The organism is Lysinibacillus parviboronicapiens (assembly GCF_003049605.2).
Classification (GTDB): domain Bacteria; phylum Bacillota; class Bacilli; order Bacillales_A; family Planococcaceae; genus Lysinibacillus; species Lysinibacillus parviboronicapiens.
Genome location: NZ_CP073713.1, coordinates 1,009,218 through 1,028,122, shown reverse-complemented (window position 1 = coordinate 1,028,122; position 18,905 = coordinate 1,009,218). Strand labels below are relative to the sequence as shown.

Here is an 18,905-nt window from a genome sequence, read left to right as displayed (position 1 = left end):
AGAAAAACAGTCTTAGCAAATACATGCTAAGACTGTTTTATGCCATAAAAACTTAATGTAAGTTTCACAGGATAGGAGCCAAGCTACTCTCATTGATTGGCAGCTTGTTGCTCTTCTCTTTTTTCTCGCCACATTCGTGTTTTGTATATAATCAAAATTAACGCCGCTACGATGAGGCCTTCAATCATAGGTAGGAATAACGCGAAAAATGTCAACATAATACATCCCACAAATAGGAACACATAAATGACAATATTTTGAGATAGCTTTAACTTTTTTGCAAAGCCTAATTTATAGACAATTGCAGAAAGTACAAATACAAGAAGAAATACAACATAGCCTGCAATTTCATAGCTCGGTAAATTTTCATATAAAAATCTTGTTATACCAGCCATTCTCTCATAAACCCTTGTTGTCTCCTCTGCATTTGTTGATGCAGCAACTTGAATAACATTTAGTTCACCCAATAAAGCGGACTTTATATCCAAGACTCCTCTTCCTTTCATTGCAGCGGAAAATTATTGTTCTGCGTTACGTAATTTTTTCGCTGCTTTCTCACGTTCGTTTTTATCTAGAATTTTTTTACGAAGACGAATAGATTCTGGTGTGATTTCTAAGTACTCATCATCACCTAGGTATTCAAGTGCTTCTTCTAAAGATAAAATACGTGGTTTTTTAATAACATTCGTTTGGTCTTTATTTGCTGAACGGATGTTTGTTTTTTGTTTCATTTTTGTGATGTTTACAGTGATATCAGCGTCACGAGTATTTTCTCCAACGATCATACCTTCGTAAATATCTGTACCTGGCTCCAAGAATAGTGTACCACGGTCTTCAATTTGCATCATACCATAAGTTGTTGATTTACCAGTTTCCATTGAAACGAGTACGCCTTGGTGACGTCCACCAATTTTACCTGGTAATAATGGTTGGTAGCAATCAAACGTATGGTTGATAATACCGAAACCTTTTGTCATTGACATAAATTCAGTTGTATAACCGATTAATCCACGAGCTGGTACTAAGAACGTTAAACGAACTTGACCACTGCCGTTGTTCACCATATCAAGCATTTCGCCTTTACGAGTACCAATGGATTCAATAATTGAACCAACATTTTCTTCAGGAACATCGATTTGAACGCGTTCAAATGGTTCACATTTTACGCCATCGATTTCACGCACGATTACTTGCGGTTTAGATACTTGTAATTCGAAACCTTCACGACGCATATTTTCGATCAGGATTGATAAGTGAAGCTCACCACGACCTGAAACTGTCCAAGCATCTGGAGAATCCGTATCTTCAACACGTAAAGATACGTCAGTTTGTAATTGAGCACGTAAACGCTCTTCTACTTTACGAGAAGTAACCCATTTCCCTTCACGACCTGCGAATGGAGAATTGTTTACTAAGAAAGTCATTTGTAAAGTTGGCTCATCGATACGTAAAGGCGTAAGCGCCTCTTGGTGCTCAACAGGACAAACTGTTTCACCAACATTGATATCTTCCATACCTGAAACGGCGATTAAGTCACCAGCTTTTGCTGTCTCTACTTCTTCACGTTTTAAGCCGAAGAAACCAAAGATTTTTGTTACACGGAAGTTTTTCACTGTACCGTCTAATTTCATCAGTGCAACTTGTTGACCTACAGAAATTGTTCCGCGGAATACACGACCAATCCCGATACGTCCAACGAAGTCATTATAATCAAGTAAAGCTACTTGGAATTGTAATGGTTCTTCTGAGTTATCAACTGGTGCTGGGATAGCCTCAATAACTTTTTCAAATAGACATTTCATATTTTCTTCTTGTTTAGATGGATCAGCGTCCAACGAAGCTGTACCATTTACTCCTGAAGCATAAACAACTGGGAAGTCTAATTGATCGTCATCTGCACCTAGCTCGATGAATAATTCAAGCACTTCATCTACTACTTCTAGTGGGCGAGCTGAATCTTTGTCCACTTTGTTCACAACAACGATTGGTGTTAAGCGTTGTTCTAATGCTTTTTTCAGTACGAAACGTGTTTGAGGCATACAACCTTCATACGCATCGACAACTAGTAAAACGCCGTCTACCATTTTTAAAATACGTTCTACCTCACCACCGAAGTCAGCGTGTCCAGGCGTATCAAGGATGTTGATACGAGTTCCTTCATAGTTTACTGCTGTATTTTTAGCTAAAATCGTAATACCACGTTCGCGTTCAATATCATTAGAGTCCATTGCACGTTCTTCAACACGTTCGTTTGAACGGAATGTACCTGATTGTTTTAATAATTGGTCGACTAAAGTAGTTTTACCATGGTCAACGTGGGCGATAATTGCGATATTGCGAAGATCTTGACGTAAGTTTGTCATTATTCCACTCCATATTCTTTTTTCGTATGTTTAACTGTGATATTATAGCACAAGAAGGATGTAAATGTCCTTATTAGAATTTCTATCATTCTAAAAAAAATATTTTTGAATCAAAAATTTATAATAAAATAGGAGGCTCGGCTATGAATCGTGCAAAATTCGTAATGGCCATTTATGCATTGGCGGCTATATTAGCAATGTGTGCTATCGGTTATTCCGTAGCAGCTCGTAGTGGATTTGGCATATTAGCAGGCATTGTGGCTACTTGTGTCATTTTCATGACAGCCTTTAAAATGAAACGTAAACTACGTGAACAAGGTTTACTATAATGTAATAACTAAGGTGGCGATTAAAGCTTAACAGCATCTATTGACGCCTGTGTTGTAAAATACTTTAGTCTACAAGGCGAAGGAGCTGTCCAAATAATGGACAGCTCCTTTCTTAGCGATAAGGCACAATATATTTGTCTAATAACTCTTTATGGATGGAAGGGTTTGCGATGATAAAAGTATCTTGATTTAGAAAATCAAAATCTTCTCCATGTAAATTCGTTGCAATTGCACCAACTTCCTTAGCGATAATTGTCCCCCCGGCGATATCCCATGGAGACAGTCGCATGGAGACATAAGCATCTAACTTACCACTTACAACAAAAGCTATTTCCATAGCTGCCGAGCCATATGAACGTGTACCACGAACTTTCCGAATCAATTCAATAACTTTTTCATGATGGATATGTCGATTTGGCGCCACCCAACTTGCATTAATACCAATCACTGACTCTTCAATTGAAACTGGCTGCAATTTACGTAGCGGTGAATCATTGTACCAAGCCCCTTCGCCAGCGACTGCATAGAATAAGTCTTCACGCATAACATCGAATATGTAACCGAGCTTACCAATACCGTTAATAAATATTCCAATTGAAATCATAAAGTGTCGATGTTGTTTGACAAAATTCATGGTGCCGTCAATTGGATCAATAATCCAAACAATACCATCTAACGATTCAACCTTCTCACCCATTCCCTCTTCGCCTAAGATTTTATGGGTCGGGTCAAACGTTTTAATTTTTTCTATGAAAAATAATTCTGTTTCACGGTCAATATTTGTAACAAGATCATTTGCATTAGATTTTGTTTCAATAACTAAATTGTAGGAAAATGCATTTCTAATGCGTTTACCCGCTTCAAAAATAATACTTTTCGCAAATTCATCGATTCGTTGTAAACTCATAATTACCCACCCTTCGTATATAAGAAAAGCGCATAAACGCCCATCAGTAAAACCACTATATCCTTTACTTCAGTATGCTACTGTCTTGTCAATATAGCCCCTTCTCCATCGCTAGGTGCTGGCTAAACAAAGGCACTACCTCCTACGATTACGCTACCATCGCATCCTACCGTGTAGTAGAGCCCACAACGTAAATAAACACAATAGACAATAGAAATACGCTTCAAACATGCGACAGCACCTTTAGACAGTGTTAAACACACCTCTCTAAACAGAGCCCTAGCCACTACACTTTCTATTATGATATATTATCTATTTTACCCTTTATAACAACAAAAATCACCTGCTGTCGGAATATTCAGCAAGTGATTTTATATGGGTATGAATTTTTTTTTACGCATAGGCGTGCAAACTTTCAAGCTCCATCTGGATTTCTGCCAGACGTTTTTTACTTTTTTCAATCTCAAGCTCATTTTTTTCATTCATAGCAGAGAATAAGGAAGCTAATTCATAATCTAATTCTAATTGCAAAATGTGTTCATATTGCTTTTCAATGTCAACTTTTCGTATAATTTTTACGATCTGTTTCATAAAAATCACGTCCTTTTTTTATTTTGTTACAAAACCTTATCAGATTTCGTTAAAGTACTTGTTATAAGATTTTTTCCCATTTTCTTATTGAAATAAACCTTATAATCGAGAGGAGTTTTCAAAAATGCCGAAACTAAAATGGACTAACAAAGATTTCAATGTTTTTCAAATAAATGGTTTAGAACAAAGAATGGACGCTTTAAATTCCAATGTACGGCCTAAATTCAATAAATTAGGAGAAGATTTTTCCACTTTCTTTTCTAGCCAATTGGGAGAGGAGTTTTTCTCTCATGTTGCGAAACATGCTCGACGAACAGTCAATCCACCAAAAGATAGTTGGGTTGCCTTCGCTCCATACAAAAGAGGTTATAAAGCATTGCCTCACTTTCAGATTGGTCTTTGGAGCTCACATTTATTCATCGTATTAGCCATTATTTATGAAGCACCACAAAAAAACGTGATGGCGGAACGACTACTTGCAAAAAAATCATTGTTACAACAGCTTCCAGATGATTTCATTGTTTCTGGTGATCATATGTCGCCATTGGCTTTTCCGATGCAAGAAGCTAAAGAAGAGAAGCTAGAGGAGTTACTTATTCGACTGCGCGATGTAAAAAAAGGCGAGTTTTTAGTCGGGCGCCATATTTCACGCGATGAAGCTATAAAATTGTCTTCCAGTGAATTCCACAAATTAGCTGAAGAAACTTTCAACAGTTTACTGCCGGTCTATAACATCATTTTAGGAAAATAAAAAGTTTAAGCTTTAGACAAAAAACAGAAATAATAATCCGATTAGTCTAACAAAAAAAAAACACCATCATCTTAAATGATGGTAACAGCTATGGAACGGCCACAAACTTAGCAAGGTTGTATTATTACTTACTCCATTCGGTATTGCTAAAAGGGCGAAGCTCAAAGTTTTAAAGGTACTTGTTGAAAGTTACATGGCTTGCAAGAGGATGGAACATAACATCTACAGAGGGTGTAGCATGAGAACTTACGTGACATTATTATTTTGCGATGATGTCCATGAGACAAGCTTTCTAATGTCGATATTGATGTATTTTATGCAAAAACTTGATATTTAACACGGAATTTTTGTGAAGGCATAGCAAATAAGTCCTTGAAAGCCAAATGCCACAATAATAGCTAAATGCTGCAAGACAAAAAAGTGTGGACGTGAGTATTTCTCACATCCACACTTCTTTTTTTAACGTCGTTGCTTCGGTAAAACCTTTATGATTGTGCCATCTGCAGTTTCTTTTGTTTGCTTCACTACTGGATAACTCACATAGCCACTAGCATCTTCAAACTCACGAAAAATTGTTTTTTCCTCGGCCTGTGACGGTACAATCTCTTTAAAGCGACGATATTTCGCCATCATCACTTCGCGTTTAATGCCCTTTTCATAGGCCTGCTCGATGCCTTCAAAAAACTTAATAACATCAACTATTTCTTCAGTCGACCAATCAATTGAAAACGGATAAGAATATTCCATTTGGACATTACCACCTTTACATTACTGTCCCCATTTTACCCGTATACTTTCCGCTTCTGCAACCATTCTTGTTATAAGCCCTTCCACTGTTGGAATATCGTGAATCATTCCCGTAACTTGGCCTGCCCAACCAATACCATCGTTCTTGTCACCATCGTATATAAACCGTTTATTCGCTTTACCACTTATATAATCTTTTAATGCTTCATACGTAGGAGTTGTTCGTTCAATTTCTAAAATTTTCTCTGTAAATTCGCTACGAAGCGCTCGGGCCGGTGCACCAATGGAGCGTTTAATAACAGTTGTATCGGCTTCAGAGCTTGCGACCAGTGCCTCTTTATAAGCTTCTGAAGCATCAATACATTCTTGTGTAGCAATAAAACGTGTACCCATTTCTATTCCCTCGGCACCAAGTGCATGTGCGGCCATCCAGCCACGTCCATCACCAATACCACCAGAAGCAATGACAGGAATTTTTACGCTATCTACAACTTGAGGTACGAGTACCATTGTACCGATATCATCACGTCCAAGATGACCACCACCCTCTTGTCCTACTACCATTACTGCATCTGCGCCAAGCTCTTCAGCTTTTTGAGCTTGTCTACGTGCGGCAACGAGCACTAATTTCTTGATATCTGTCCCTGCAAGTAAATCAAATATTGGTGCCGGATTACCTCCTGTCATTGTCACAACAGGTACTTTTTCTTCGACTGCAACGCGCACCATATCCTCATAGCCCGTACCATACATTCCAATTGCAAAATTGACACCAAATGGCTTATCAGTTAAAGTTCGGACCTTATGAATTTCTGCGCGTAATAAATCAGCATCACGCAAGCTCATGGCAGTTATTTGTCCAAGCCCTCCAGCATTCGACACTGCCGCAGCTAAGTCAGCATATGCTAAATAAGCTAATCCCCCCTGAATAATCGGATATTGAACTTGCAAAAGTTCTGTGACACGTGTATTCCAATTCATCAAATCTCCCCTTTCATACGATACTATCTTCTCGTCATCCTCAAAAAATCCCTTTAATTTTTAATTAAAGTCTATTTTTTCATGTCGTTAGGTGCTATAATTCATTTGTTTTCTTAGATATTATAAAAGTGAGGTGGTACCTGCGTTGTCACAATTAGAGACTCCATTGTTCGACGTATTACTGAAACATCGGAACAGACATCCAATTCAGTTCCATATTCCAGGCCATAAGAAAGGGCACGGTATGGATCCTGCGTTCCGAGAATTCGTCGGCGACAACGTTTTATCAATTGATTTAATTAATATTGCTCCACTAGACGATTTACATTCACCAAAGGGTGCGATCAAAGAAGCGCAGGCACTTGCTGCAGAAGCCTTTGGTGCTGATCATACATTCTTTTCCGTTCAAGGTACTAGTGGCGCCATTATGACGATGATTCTGACCGTCGTCGGTCCAGGTGATAAAATTCTAGTACCACGGAATGTTCATAAATCCATTATGTCAGCGATCGTTTTCGCTGGTGCTATTCCAATTTTTATTCACCCTGAGGTGGACAGCGAATATGGTATTTCTCATGGTATTTCAGCAGAAGCTGTAGAAAAAGCATTAAATGCTTACCCGGATGCAAAGGCTGTTCTTGTTATTAACCCAACATACTACGGATTTTCAGCAGATTTAAAACGTATTGTGGAAATTGTCCATAGTCGTAATATTCCAGTTGTTGTTGATGAGGCACATGGTGTTCATATTAAATTCCATGATGAACTACCTTATTCCGCTATGGAAGCTGGCGCCGATATGGCTGCAACAAGTGTGCATAAACTTGGTGGCTCCATGACTCAAACATCGATTTTAAATGTGCGTGAAGGGCTCGTCTCTGCAAAGCGTGTACAAGCTGTATTCTCGATGCTAACAACTACTTCGACTTCTTATCCATTACTTGCATCTCTCGACACAGCACGTCGTCAGCTTGCAATTCATGGCTATGATTTAATAGGTGATGCCCTTCGTTTAGCAAAAGATGCGCGTAAACGCATTAATCAAATTCCGCATTTAAAATGTGCAGGAAAAGAAAAGTTACACTCATCTGCAACATTTGATATGGATCCGTTAAAACTGTTAATTAGTGTAAAAGATTTAGGTATTTCCGGTCACCAAGCCGAAGAATGGCTTCGTTACAATGCGAATATTGAAGTAGAGTTATCGGACTTATATAATATTTTATGTCTTGTGACAGTGGCTGATACGAAAAAGGAAATTAATCTCCTAATAAATGCATTAAGTCGTATGTCAAAAGCTTTTGATTCAGAAGCGGCTATTACCGAAACAGTTGTAAATGTGCCAGAAATTCCTGCGCTTGCAATGTCACCTCGTGATGCATTTTATGCAGATACAGAAGTTGTACCACTTGCCGAAGCAGATAATTGTATATGTGCAGAATTCATAATGGTATATCCACCTGGTATTCCAATTTTTATTCCCGGGGAAATAATTACTGAAGAAAATATTCGTTACATTCAGATGAATGTTGAAGCTGGCTTACCTGTTCAAGGTCCAGAAGATTCAACCTTAAAAACAATTCGCGTTATTAAAGAACGTAGAGCTATCATATAAACGCAAATAAGCTGTCTCAAATGAGACAGCTTATTTTTATACTACAACAACTATTACTAATATTGTAAAAAAAGCATGCCCAACATAGGGGAAATAATCCAACAATTATTCTATAAATATCCGATTTATTTCTGATTAGCATTTTTCGGTCGATCGATAACCTCATTTTTTTTGGTATTCTTCTTCTCCTTGAATAAGTTTATCTACTGAAATCTCCTACAAATCACTTAGTCTAATAAGGTTCTCCATGTCCGGATAACCTTTTCCTAATTTCCACTTAGAAACAGCTTGTCTGGATATATTTGGTAATTACGCAACATCATTTGTGAATATTAATGTTGTTCTCTCATTCTTTTAAACGATTTTCTATGTACATTCCACTTACCCTCCATACTTTATGATTATGTATAAATCATAAAATTTTCAACCGTATTTCACTCGAAGTTATTATTTGTCATTTCGTAACTAATAGTTGCATACCTTAAAAATCTGTTACCTCTAAACTTTAAAGAAATTTTTCTACCTTATTGAATGAGCATTGAACAAAAAACTCGATTCCACTGGACACTTTATTTACAATAAGAATGAAGGAGTGATTAAATGAATTCATGGGACAAACGATTTCAAACAGTAGAATATGTTTATGGTGAACAACCAAATACCTTCATAAAAAATTATGCAGATTACCTGAAGAACTACACAAATATAGCTGCTTATGCAGAGGGCGAAGGTCGTAATGCCGTCTTTTTAGCGAGCGAAGGGCATACGGTAACTGCCTTTGATTACGCACAAAGTGGGCTACAGAAAACACAACAACTTGCGAAAAAATATGACGTTATTGTGGAAACTAAACTCACTGACTTGCTACAAGATGAATTACCGGTTGAATTCTTTGATGCAGCCATCATGGTCTTTGGCCATTTTCCGGTAGAACAGCAGTATGAAGTACTTAAACGCATCATCGATTCTGTGAAACCAGGCGGACTAATTATGATGGAATTATACTCTATCTACCAACTTCCCTACGCATCAGGCGGTCCAAAACAACTTGAATTTTTATACGACCCAATTGATGTACTCGCTTGGTGTCAATCGCATAAAATTATGCACTTTTTTACAGGAGAACAAGTAAGAAATGAAGGTATTTTGCATACAGGGCTTGCTCATACCATCCAATTTATTATTGAAAAAAGTTAAAAAAGACTATATACAGATTTTTGAACTGAACCCCGAATAGTGGACACTTTAAAAAGTGACCCTATTCGGGTTTTTTTGTTCATTTCACTAAAAAACCCGTTATACTGAACTATACGAAATTAAGAACGGGAGAAATTAGCATGAGTAAAATCATTTTTAACGTATATCAAATACGACAAATAGAAGCAAATCGATTTGTAGCATCTGTATCAGATCGTTCTATTCAATATACACCGGAATTTAAAATTTTTGCGGTCAAAGAAAATCTAGCTGGAAAGGGACCAGTACAAATCTTTAAAGAAAACGGATTTGATTTAGAAGTGATTGGTGTGGAAAAAGCAAGATCATCGATTAAACGATGGAGAGCATCTTTTAAAACTCATGGAGAACAAGCATTTTCGGAGGAAAGACGCGGAAAAGGAGGTTCTGGTCGACCAAAGAAAGAAAACCTATCGGCTGAAAAGAAATTAGAAAAAGCAGAGGTACGTATTCGTTTACTTGAAGCTGAATTAACACTGTTAAAAAAGCTAGACGAGATGGAAAGGCAGGCAAAGAAACGGCAATTTTAATGCCAAGGGAAAAGTATCAAGCAATTAATGATACCATTCGACTGTATCAGTTGAAAAATATGACACGTTATTTATGTTATTTGGCAAATGTAAGCCCCAGTGGTTATTATAAATGGCTCCAAAATAGTGAGAAACAAGCGATACGTGAAGAAGCAGATTTTCAGGACTACGTCCTATTAAAAAAGATTTATGATGCGTCAAAAGGAAAAGTGGGTTATCGAGGACTTTACATGGCACTAGAAGAACTACTTGAAGTCCCGATGAATCATAAAAAAATTCTACGATTAATGCGTAAATTCAATCTATATTCGAAAGTAAGACGTGCAAACCCTTATCGAAATCTTGCCAAAGCTACAGAAATCCATCGTCAAGTACCTAATCATCTAAATCGTGATTTTCATCAAACAGAGCCAGGCAAAGTGTTTTTAACAGATATTACGTATTTACAATACCGTGGCGGACAAACAGCGTATTTATCGTGTATAAAGGATGTTGCAACACGAGAAATCGTTGCATATGACGTATCGACAAGTTTACGCATGGAGTTTGTTTATCGTACGCTAAAGAAATTAGAAGAGCATATCAATGACAATTTACATCCAGAAGCGATGATTCATTCAGATCAAGGTTTTCATTATACACACCCAGCATTTCAAAAATGCGTCAAAGAAATGGGATTACTTCAGTCAATGTCTCGCCGAGGAAACTGCCTAGATAATTCGCCAATGGAATCATTCTTTGGGCATTTTAAAGATGAAATAGACTATAAAGAAGCTGAAAGCTTAGCAGAATTAGAATATATGGTAGATAATTATATGGAGCACTACAACAATACAAGAAAGCAATGGACATTAAAAAAAATGACTCCGGCAGCATACCGAAGTCATCTAATCGCTGTTTAATGTAGAGAATGGTCTTTTATTAAACTGTCTACTTTATAGGGTTCAGTTCATTTCTTCTGTATATAGCCTTTTTCATAGAAGTAAATAGACAAAAAGCGGGCACAGAAATGCGCCGATAATCGCCGTTAAACCCATCGACAAGGAACCGACTGATAATTCCTGCTCCCCATAATCTTTTAATTTCACTAGTCCTACCCCGTGTGAGGCACTTCCTACTGAAACACCTCGACTAACAGCAGATTCAATTTTGCCATACTTAATAACGAACGGTCCGATAATGGCGCCTACAAACCCTGCTATCATTACAAACACAGCAGTTAGTGGTGGAATACCGCCTATCGTCTCACTAACTTGCATGCCAACAGGTGTTGTCAATGACTTAGGTATTGCCGTTAACATCCAACTTTCACTAACCCCAATCCATTTTAACAACATAAAAACTGTTACTAAACCTGTGACCATTGCAATGACAATCCCCGACAAAATCGAAATCTTGTACTTCATGATAATGTCACGCTGGTTGTAAAGCGGGTAAGCTAGTGCTACTACAGCAGGTCCTAACATTTTCTGAAGCCACTCCCCACCTGCCATATAAGTAGGATATGGAATATCGAAAAGCAGTAAAATGACTATACTGAGTAATGTTGTCGTTACTAATGGAATCATTAAAGGATATGGGAAACGCTGATAAAGTTTTGTCAATAAAAAGAATAAAGTAATTGTGCCCACTACGACAATTATTTCAGTCAACGGTTAATTCCCCCTCTCCTTCTTCTACAATCGCTTCTTTTTTAGCTGCCTCTTTTTTCTCAATAAGTTGGCTAAGCAACCCAGTAATATAAATAGAAACCAATGTACTAGCGATAATAGCTAAAATAATAAGCAAACCAGTCTTTGATAACAGCTCCGGATAGTCGATCACCCCTACTGTTGCCGGGATGAAAAACAATGTTAATATACCAATTAAAAAACCAGCGCCATCTTGAATGTATTCTACTTTAATAATTTTTAAATTGAGTGAAAGTGCTAATAGCAGTAACCCAATTACACTCCCTGGAAGAGGCAGATGCAAGAAAGTCACAATTCCAACGCCCATATAATAAAAAATATTTAGTATCCCAATCTGGACAATAATTCGCACAACTCTCATTAACACAGTAGCAATTTTTTCGTTCAACATTTACCACTTTTCACCCCCTCACGTTCATTGTACATGTGCCGAAATTTTCTGTCTATTATAATTTCAGAAAAACAATAGAAAAAAACCTACCTCAAGTACAATATTTAAACAAACTATAATCTTTAAGCTAAATTTCACTTTTTCACTATTTTTCTATACGAAAAAATTAAATATCGTGCAATTCAGTGAAAATATGCATTGTCACTTCCTTTTTTGTAATTTTTTTAAACAACCATAGATTATCTAACATAATAGCTGTTAATATAGATTTACTATTTTCAATTTTCTTATTATTGATGGAAGTGGGATGATTTCTTATTATAAAGCCATTAAAATTACAAACACGATTTGCCTACTATAGTAGCTTTTTCATTTTAATCATTGTAGTCTTTGCCGGCTTACTATTTTATTTAACAATTTCTGATGCACTACAAACACAACTAGGCAAACGGGCCCTCTATTTGGCAGAAACAACTGCCAATCGTGGTGATGTTTTAGCTGCTTTTAAAACAGACAATCCAACTGAAGCACTGCAAAGAATCAGCACCAATATTATGATGACAACAGACGCTGCCTACGTAGTTATTGGCAACGAAAATGGCATTCGTTACACGCATCCGATTACTGAACGAATTGGCAAACCCATGGTTGGTGACGACAATGCGCGCGCATTATTAGATGGAGAATCCTATATATCCATTGCAAATGGCTCTATGGGTCAGTCTATTCGGGGGAAAGCACCTGTATTCGACACCGATGGGACGACGATTCTCGGAGTTGTTTCAATTGGTTATTTAACTAGTGAGCTAGACAATTTATATTTACAATATCTCGACAATATTTTTTATATTATGATGATTGCCTTATTCATTGGTATCCTTGGCTCCATTTTCTTATCTCGTAGCATCAAAAAACAAATTTTCAACCTTGAACCAAATGAAATAGCCAATCTTTTCACAGAAAAAAATGCATTAATTGAATCTGTACGAGAAGCAATTATAACTGTTAATCACAAAGGTGAAATTACAACTTTGAATAATGCTGCAGCTAAAATCTTACATTTATCTGACAAAGATTCCGTAATTGGAGAAAATATTGAACATCATGTTCCAAATACTCACTTACTGGAAGTTCTTACTTATGGGAAAAAACAACACGATAAACCAATGATTATTAATGGAAATGAAGTAATTGTGAATCGTGTACCCATAAAAATGAACGGGAAAATCGTTGGGGCTGTTGCTAGTTTTCGACTGCAATCAGAAATTGACCAACTGGCGATTGAATTATCTCAGGTTAAACAATATACCGAAGCATTACGTGCACAAACGCATGAGTTTAATAATATTCTCTATACTATCTCTGGACTAATTCAATTGAATGCCTCTGATGAAGCATTATCTATTATTCATAAGGAAGTACAAGGTCAATCCTCATTAACTCAGTTCATCACTAATCGTGTCAAAGATCCATTTTTAAATGGGCTTATTATTGGCTTCTTCAATCGGGCACGTGAATTGAAGGTCAAACTTATTTTCGATGAAGACAGTTATTTAGAAACTTTGCCAGATAACATCGAAAAAAGTCTCATTATCTCTATAATGGGGAATTTGTTGACAAATGCTTTTGAAGAAGTTGAGAAAAACAAGGATCGTCCGCCGATTGTTAGACTTTTTGTTTTTGATAATGGTGAAGAAATAATAATAGAGGTTGAAGATTCTGGTAATGGTCTAGCACAGGAAAAGCTAGAATTACTTTTTTCAGAAAATATTTCGACAAAAGATGCAAAATTCAGAGGTTATGGTTTACGAAAAGTTATTTCAAGTGTGCAAGAATTGAACGGCAAACTGGCGCTTGAAAAGGGAGATTTAAGTGGTGCATTATTCATTGCGTCTATTAGCAAAGGGGGAATGTAGGAGATGCAAAAAATTGAAGTATTGATTATAGAGGATGATGTACGAGTTGCAGACGTGCATCGTCGTTTTTTGCAAAAAATTGAAGGGTTTCAGGTAATTGCCTGTGCCCATACCGGTGAAGAGGCGCTAGATTGGCTTCTGTCTTTTTCACCACAGCTGATTTTACTAGACGTGTACTTACCTGATGTTCTTGGCATTGATTTAATTGATAAAATCCAAGCAATTCGACCAAACACCAACATTATTTTAATTACAGCGGCAACTGAAGCACATATTGTGCAAGACGCCTATCGAAAAAATGTCACGGACTATATTTTAAAACCCTTTACTTTCGAGCAATTAAAAGAAAGTATTGAAAAATACCGCATGAAACACTTTATTCTACAAAATGATGAAAAATTCACACAAGAAAAAATTCAACAGCTCTGGCCAAAAACGCCAGCACATGAAAAAGTAGAATTATCATTATTACCAAAGGGTATCGATCCAACTACAATGAATCATGTAATCAATCATTTAAATACAATCGAAGACGGTACTACTGCTGAGGTACTAGGAAAAAATATTGGCGTCAGCCGTTCTACAGCTCGGCGTTATTTAGAGTATCTCGTTACACAAAAGCAAGCACATACTGAGCTGATTTATGGTTCTGTGGGACGTCCTGAGCGTAGATACTTCATTACCCATAAACTTTATGAACAAAATGAAACAAATTAACATTATTATCATAACATTGTGATTGTCTGAATTTACGGTAAATTTATGGTAGCGCTTGCAATTGCAGTGCTACCATTTTTCTTTACAAGGGGGATTTCTTATGTGGAAAACATTGACGAAATTTGCAGCAGCAACATTTTTATTAGCTGGTTTAGCAGGCTGTACATCAACAGCTTCTTCTAGTGCTGGGGACACAGAAAAAACGACAGCAAGCAATTATCCAAAAAATAATATCACAATTGTTGCTCCTTCTGGTGCTGGAGGAGGCTGGGATTTAACAGCCCGTGCAATTTCTAAAACGATGAATGATACAAAACTTATTGAAAAGCCGATACAAGTTGAAAATAAACCTGGTGGCGGTGGCGCAGTATTTATGGCCACTTTTGCAACTAAAGAAGCTGATAATGACTATATGCTAATGGTCAAATCACCACCTATTTTGATTAATAATGAAAAGGCTGAAGGAAACAGTAAATTTGGTTATAAGGATACAACTCCATTAGCACAATTAACGCGTGATTATGGTGCAATAGTGGTTAAAAATGATTCCACTTACAAAACGCTAGATGATGTGTTAAATGACTTGAAAACGAATCCACAGGACGTAACACTAGCTGGAGGTTCTGCCCCAGGATCTATGGATCATCTGGTAGGTATTATTCCAGCATTTAAATCAGGAATTGATTTAAAAACAGTAAAATACGTGTCTTATGATGGAGGTGGTGAAGCAGTTGCCGCATTATTAGGCGGGAATGCCGATGTCATTGCGACAGATGCCTCAACTATAGCAACTTATGTTAAATCAGGGGATGTTCGTGTATTAGCGGTCAGTTCTTCAGAGCGCTTAGAAGGTGAATTAGCTGATGTGCCAACTTTTAAAGAAGCGGGTATTGATGAAGAATTTACAATTTGGCGCGGTATTTTTGGGCCCAAAAATATGTCTGACGATGCTGTAGCATACTGGTCTGAAAAATTACAAGCAATGGTAGAAACAGATGAATGGAAATCTGAAGTAGCACGCAATGGCTGGCAAAGTGAGTACCGCAATGCAGAGGAATTCACTAAATATTTAGATGAACAAAACAACACAGTTGTCGAACTATTAACAGCTTTAGAGATGCAAAAATAAAATATAAAGAAAAGCGACTTTATCAGTCGCTTTTCTTCATAGGAGGTGCGCAACAGTTGAGTCAAACTTTCGATAAAATCTCAAGTATTGTATTTTTTATCATTGGAATTTTATTTGTCGTACAAGCAACACAAATTTCAGATAGCGCATATGGTTCTACAGTAGGACCGAAAACATTTCCATTAGGCTTGGGAATAATTCTAGTGTTATTGAGTTTACGGCTCTTATACGAAACATGGAGACAAGCTGTGAAGGCAAGATTAGCAAAAGGTCCACAATCCCCTTCAAAAACATTTTCCATTGAAATAAAAAAATTTTTAATATTATTTATTAGCGCGATAGCCTATGTATTTTTCCTTGAAATAGTAGGATACGTGATAACAACTTTTATCTTTTTATTAATTGGCTTCCAAACGATGGAACGAGGAAAAGTACTATTTTCTGTCATTATTTCTGCTGCTTTCTCCATCGGCATTTATTATTTATTCTCAGTTATTCTAGGAGGCTCGTTACCTAGCTTTCCTACTTTTTAATGTAAAGGAGTGAACATATGTCAACATTGCAATTTTTAGCTGACGGCTTTGCAGTAGCTTTTCAATGGCAAAATTTGTTATTCGCTTTCGTCGGCGTTATAATTGGCACTGCAGTCGGGGTGCTTCCCGGAATAGGCCCAATGAGTGGGGTTGCTCTGCTCATCCCAGTTACTGCTACACTTACCTCTGGACTCCCTACGGAAGCCGCTGCCGCAAGTTCTATCATTTTACTTGCAGGGGTATATTACGGCGCTATGTACGGTGGCTCCACAACTTCGATTCTGTTAAATACGCCTGGTGAATCTTCTTCTGTTGTGACAACACTCGATGGTTATCAAATGGCTAAACAAGGTCGTGCCGGTAGTGCTCTTTCTATCGCAGCGATTGGCTCGTTTTGTGCAGGCATCATTGCATTACTTGGCCTTGTCCTATTAGCAAAGCCATTATCAAGTGTTGCATTAAAATTTGGTCCTGCTGAATATTTTTCATTAATGTTGCTAGGACTAGCGGCAGTTAGTGGACTTGCAGGGCGTTCAATTACAAAAGCGTTAATCATGACTGTGCTTGGTCTAATGCTAGGTACTGTCGGCATTGATGCAGTATCAGGTATTGAACGTTTTACATTTGGTCAACCAATGTTATTCTCAGGCATTGAATTTTTGACAATAGCGGTTGGTTTATTTGCCCTAGGAGAAGTATTCAAAACAATCCTTGAAAAAAGTGATGATGACGGGCAAATTGCCAAAATTAATCGCATTTTACCAACTAAACAAGATTTAAAAGATAGTGCAGTGCCAATTGCACGTGGCTCATTTTTAGGGTTCTTCATCGGTGTCTTACCAGGTGCTGGTGCTACTCTTGCCTCGTTCTTTTCTTATATTACCGAGAAAAAATTTAGTAAAACGCCAGAAAAATTCGGCAAAGGTCATATTGCTGGCGTAGCAGGACCTGAATCAGCAAACAATGCAGCTTCAGGTGGTGCCATGATTCCACTTCTAACTTTAGGTATCCCGGGTTCTGGTACTACCGCCATTTTAATGGGAGCGCTCATTATGTACAATATTCAGCCAGGTCCGTTATTATTTGATGAGCACCCTGAGGTTGCATGGGGTTTAATTGCCAGTATGTTTATTGGTAACTTAATGTTATTAGTTTTAAATATGCCACTTGTTCGTATTTTTGCAAAAGTAATTGAAACGCCTAAAAAATATCTTTTGCCTATCATTATCGCTATATCTTTCTTCGGTGTTTACGCAGTTCAATATACAACATTCGATTTATATTTATTACTCGCTTGCGGACTACTTGGCTATCTCTTTGCTAAAAAAGATTACCCAGTAGCACCTCTGGTACTTGCTCTTGTCTTGGGACCTATGATTGAAAATAATATGCGTCGTGCTTTAACTATCTCTAATGGGGATTTTTCAATTTTCATGACAAAACCATTATCATTACTATTTTTAATAGTTGCCGTGTCTTGGTTACTAATACCACTATTTATGAAGATGCGTGGCAAAAATGTCATAATAAATGAAGAAGAATAAAAAGAGTGGAGAGAACTTATTTCTCTTCACTCTTTATGTATCTATAATGCGTGTCCTGAACCACCATCGATATTAACGGACGTTCCTGTCACATAGCTTGCTGCATCTGATACTAAGAAAGTAATAACATTCGCTGCTTCCTGGGTGTCTCCGACACGGCCTAATGGAATGGATTGACCAACTTTCCGAGAATAATCTTCCCATGATAGTTCAGACGCTTCACTTTTCCAACGATTCTCAATTTGATCACTACGAATTAATCCAATACAAACTGAGTTTACACGAATATTATCTTTTCCTAAGTCTTTGCTCATAGCCTTCGTTAAAGCAAGACCTGCGGCACGACTTACAGTAGTCGGGAGCGAACTTGCTGGTGGCGTTTTTGCCATAACCGCTGTTACATTGACGATTGCTCCCCCACCGACCTTACGCATATGTGGCACAGCATATTTCGAACAGTTAATGGCACCAAACACTTTTAAGTCTAAATCAGACTGCCATACTTCACCACTAACCGCTTCAAATGGATTGGCTGATGCTGTACCAGCATTGTTAATGACAATATCAATGCGTCCATAATGCTCCACTGTTCGCTCTATTAACCTCTTACAATCTTTTTCTTTCGTAATATCAGTAGGTATGAATAAAACATCTTCGCCCGTTTCGTTTTTAATACAACTCGCTGCTACTTGTAGCTGTTTTTCCCCTCGTGCACATAGTACAACTTTTGCACCTTCTTTGACTAGCTGCATCGCAGTATAATAACCGATGCCTTTACTTGAACCTGTTATAACTGCTACTTTGCCCTCTAAGTTTAATTCCATTTCTTCATCACCTCTATATTATTAGAATATTCATTATACATAGTTACTGTATCAAAATTACATGTATTATACAAAAAAACGACTATAAAGCGAATATGCTTTATAGTCGT

At 37.3% G+C, this 18,905-nt stretch carries 19 protein-coding genes; 10 read left to right on the top strand and 9 right to left on the bottom strand.

Going from position 1 to position 18,905, the window contains the following annotated elements; all coding sequences use genetic code 11:
- Nucleotides 1-89: 89 nt before the first annotated feature.
- On the bottom strand, nt 90-488 hold the full coding sequence (locus C9J31_RS04785; protein WP_107947626.1) for a YlaH-like family protein: 399 nt from the start codon (nt 486-488) through the stop codon (nt 90-92).
- A 30-nt stretch (nt 489-518) separates the two neighbouring features.
- Nucleotides 519-2,363: a translational GTPase TypA gene (typA, locus tag C9J31_RS04780; RefSeq protein ID WP_107923200.1), complete on the bottom strand. Its 1,845-nt coding sequence runs from the start codon at nt 2,361-2,363 to the stop codon at nt 519-521.
- Between the two features lie 143 nt (nt 2,364-2,506).
- Here typA and C9J31_RS04775 point away from each other — a divergent pair, with 143 nt between their 5' ends.
- Nucleotides 2,507-2,692, top strand: a complete 186-nt coding sequence (locus C9J31_RS04775; protein WP_054767091.1) for a DUF5325 family protein — start codon at nt 2,507-2,509, stop codon at nt 2,690-2,692.
- A gap of 112 nt (nt 2,693-2,804) precedes the next feature.
- On the opposite strand, the gene C9J31_RS04770 is transcribed toward C9J31_RS04775, so the two are convergent.
- Nucleotides 2,805-3,599: an inositol monophosphatase family protein gene (locus tag C9J31_RS04770; protein WP_107923201.1), complete on the bottom strand. Its 795-nt coding sequence runs from the start codon at nt 3,597-3,599 to the stop codon at nt 2,805-2,807.
- Between the two features lie 393 nt (nt 3,600-3,992).
- Nucleotides 3,993-4,190 carry a hypothetical protein gene (locus C9J31_RS04765; protein WP_107923202.1) on the bottom strand — a complete coding sequence of 66 codons (198 nt, stop codon included), beginning with the start codon at nt 4,188-4,190 and terminating at the stop codon, nt 3,993-3,995.
- 124 nt (nt 4,191-4,314) lie between these two features.
- On the opposite strand from C9J31_RS04765, the gene C9J31_RS04760 reads away from it, so the two are divergent.
- The gene (locus tag C9J31_RS04760; protein ID WP_107947625.1) at nt 4,315-4,941 is read left to right on the top strand and encodes a YktB family protein; all 627 of its coding nucleotides are present in this window, start codon (nt 4,315-4,317) and stop codon (nt 4,939-4,941) included.
- Nucleotides 4,942-5,400: 459 nt separating this feature from the next.
- Here C9J31_RS04760 and C9J31_RS04755 read toward each other — a convergent pair whose 3' ends face one another.
- Entirely contained in the window at nt 5,401-5,688 is a 288-nt protein-coding gene (locus C9J31_RS04755; RefSeq protein ID WP_107923204.1) for a UPF0223 family protein, read from the bottom strand.
- A gap of 21 nt (nt 5,689-5,709) precedes the next feature.
- The gene (locus C9J31_RS04750; RefSeq protein WP_107947623.1) at nt 5,710-6,669 is read right to left on the bottom strand and encodes an NAD(P)H-dependent flavin oxidoreductase; all 960 of its coding nucleotides are present in this window, start codon (nt 6,667-6,669) and stop codon (nt 5,710-5,712) included.
- Between the two features lie 145 nt (nt 6,670-6,814).
- Here C9J31_RS04750 and C9J31_RS04745 point away from each other — a divergent pair, with 145 nt between their 5' ends.
- The 3 genes from C9J31_RS04745 to C9J31_RS04735 all read left to right on the top strand — a co-directional run bounded on the left by C9J31_RS04745 (nt 6,815) and on the right by C9J31_RS04735 (nt 10,952).
- Entirely contained in the window at nt 6,815-8,284 is a 1,470-nt protein-coding gene (locus C9J31_RS04745; protein ID WP_107947621.1) for an aminotransferase class I/II-fold pyridoxal phosphate-dependent enzyme, read from the top strand.
- A gap of 600 nt (nt 8,285-8,884) precedes the next feature.
- Nucleotides 8,885-9,481, top strand: a complete 597-nt coding sequence (locus C9J31_RS04740) for a class I SAM-dependent methyltransferase (RefSeq protein WP_107947619.1) — start codon at nt 8,885-8,887, stop codon at nt 9,479-9,481.
- A gap of 140 nt (nt 9,482-9,621) precedes the next feature.
- A protein-coding gene (locus C9J31_RS04735) for an IS3 family transposase (protein ID WP_211634920.1) occupies nt 9,622-10,952 on the top strand; the annotation gives its coding sequence in 2 pieces (ribosomal slippage) (nt 9,622-10,000 and nt 10,000-10,952; 1,332 coding nt in all).
- 72 nt (nt 10,953-11,024) lie between these two features.
- On the opposite strand, the gene C9J31_RS04730 is transcribed toward C9J31_RS04735, so the two are convergent.
- Nucleotides 11,025-11,702 (bottom strand): LrgB family protein, encoded by a 678-nt coding sequence (locus C9J31_RS04730; RefSeq protein WP_054767088.1) that lies wholly within the window; start codon nt 11,700-11,702, stop codon nt 11,025-11,027.
- On the bottom strand, nt 11,695-12,132 hold the full coding sequence (locus tag C9J31_RS04725; RefSeq protein WP_238601981.1) for a CidA/LrgA family protein: 438 nt from the start codon (nt 12,130-12,132) through the stop codon (nt 11,695-11,697). Before C9J31_RS04725 ends, C9J31_RS04730 begins: the two co-directional genes overlap by 8 nt.
- Nucleotides 12,133-12,449: 317 nt before the next feature.
- Between C9J31_RS04725 and C9J31_RS04720 the strand changes: the two genes are divergently transcribed.
- From C9J31_RS04720 to C9J31_RS04700, 5 genes are all read left to right on the top strand, one after another.
- Nucleotides 12,450-14,048: an ATP-binding protein gene (locus tag C9J31_RS04720; protein ID WP_425312819.1), complete on the top strand. Its 1,599-nt coding sequence runs from the start codon at nt 12,450-12,452 to the stop codon at nt 14,046-14,048.
- A 3-nt stretch (nt 14,049-14,051) separates the two neighbouring features.
- Complete coding sequence (locus C9J31_RS04715; RefSeq protein ID WP_107923207.1) at nt 14,052-14,765, top strand: response regulator; 714 nt, start codon at nt 14,052-14,054, stop codon at nt 14,763-14,765.
- Nucleotides 14,766-14,865: 100 nt separating this feature from the next.
- Entirely contained in the window at nt 14,866-15,894 is a 1,029-nt protein-coding gene (locus tag C9J31_RS04710; RefSeq protein WP_107947167.1) for a tripartite tricarboxylate transporter substrate binding protein, read from the top strand.
- 56 nt (nt 15,895-15,950) lie between these two features.
- The gene (locus C9J31_RS04705) at nt 15,951-16,427 is read left to right on the top strand and encodes a tripartite tricarboxylate transporter TctB family protein (RefSeq protein ID WP_107923209.1); all 477 of its coding nucleotides are present in this window, start codon (nt 15,951-15,953) and stop codon (nt 16,425-16,427) included.
- Nucleotides 16,428-16,444: 17 nt separating this feature from the next.
- A complete protein-coding gene (locus C9J31_RS04700) occupies nt 16,445-17,971 on the top strand; it encodes a tripartite tricarboxylate transporter permease (protein ID WP_107947169.1) in 1,527 nt (508 codons plus the stop codon).
- A 41-nt stretch (nt 17,972-18,012) separates the two neighbouring features.
- Here C9J31_RS04700 and C9J31_RS04695 read toward each other — a convergent pair whose 3' ends face one another.
- Entirely contained in the window at nt 18,013-18,795 is a 783-nt protein-coding gene (locus tag C9J31_RS04695) for an SDR family NAD(P)-dependent oxidoreductase (RefSeq protein WP_054767087.1), read from the bottom strand.
- Nucleotides 18,796-18,905 lie beyond the last annotated feature (110 nt).